Origin of the sequence: Streptomyces sp. T39 (genome assembly GCF_008042045.1) — a bacterium.
GTDB lineage: Bacteria > Actinomycetota > Actinomycetes > Streptomycetales > Streptomycetaceae > Streptomyces.
In genome coordinates, this window is record NZ_RDBP01000104.1 from 1 (window position 1) to 1,394 (window position 1,394).

Sequence of the window (1,394 nt, forward strand, 5' to 3'; positions counted from 1 at the left end):
GCCCACGCCACCCCCTGGTCCCTCACCTCCGCAGCAGCCATCGCCGCCACCACCGCAGCCCTCACCCCCGCCTACGCCCTCGACCGCGCCATGCGCCGCGACGTCATCGCCGCCCAATGGGCCGCCGAAGCCGCAGCCGACGCCCCCGCCGACATGAGCGAATGGGAGCAGCTGTTCCACGCCGCCGGCGCCSGCGGCGTCAACGTCGGCCACCCCGTCGAAACCCGCTCCGGCTACGCCCTCCCGCTGACCCTCACCCAGACCCCGTTCGCGGCACTTCTGCCGCTCCTGGCCACGATCGAGACCCGCAAGGGAGGCCTCCGCTCCGGCGCCCTCGACCTCCGCCCCGGGAACACCGGCCTCGCCGAAGACGCGACCCTCTACGTCTCCACCCGCGACGTCATGTCCGAGAACATCAACCTCCCCGACGACGCCCACCCACTCACCATCAACGAGCCCCTCACCCTCGGCATCCTCGAATCCGGCGACCCGTTCGAAGTCCGCTTCCGACAGAACAGCCTCTTCATCGCCGGAAAGAAGGGCTCCGGCAAGTCCGTCCTCCTCCACGTCATCATCAGCGTCATCTCCCGCTGCACCGACGCCGTCATCTGGATGATCGACATGGCCGAGGGCAACACCGCCAAGCGCTGGATCCGCCCCTGGGCCCAGAACTGGACCGACCGCACCGGCCGGCTCATCGACCGGCCCATCCTCGACTGGGTCGCCACCAGCATCGACGAAGCCGTCCGCCTCCTCAGCGCGTCCGTAGCCGTCGCCGACGGCCGCGCCCGCCGCATGAAGGGCGGCAAGGTCAACCCCACCGCCGACACCCCTGCCCTCATCGTCCTCACCGACGAGAACCCCGAACTCATGGCCTTCGTCCCCGACGCCATCAAGGCCAAGACCCGCGGCATCAAGAAGGGCCGCAAGGCCGCCGTCGACTACATCGACGCCGGCCAGCGCGGCACCGGCCCCAACAGCGGCGGCGGCGAAGTCATGTCCCAGTACGACACCGTCATCGGCGGCCGCTTCCCCAAGAAGCAGGAAGGCCAGTTCGTCTTCCCCGACTACTACCAGCGCGTCGACCTGTCCAAGCTCCCCGGCAACGGCGCCTTCTACGTCCTCGACGAAGAGCGCTCCAAGACCGGCAAGGGCCCCGAAAAGTTCAAGGCCTTCTACGCCTACGACGACGACGAGCACGCCGACGGCACCGAAGCCACCGTCATCGAAGACCTGTCCGTCGCCCGCTGGCTCCACCGCCCCGACCTCGACACCGCCTCCCAGAACGACGCCGCCCCCTACGGCTACAAGGACCGCTGGACCGACCCCGAGCGCATCGCCTGGCTCCTCGACGCCCTCGGCCATGTCGATCATCCAGATGACGGCGTCGGTGC

At 69.4% G+C, this 1,394-nt stretch carries 1 protein-coding gene; it reads left to right on the plus strand.

The genetic code is table 11. From position 1 onward, the window contains the following. A partial coding sequence (locus EAO77_RS39120; RefSeq protein WP_187283562.1) for a hypothetical protein occupies positions 1-1,394 on the plus strand: 1,394 nt, incomplete at both ends.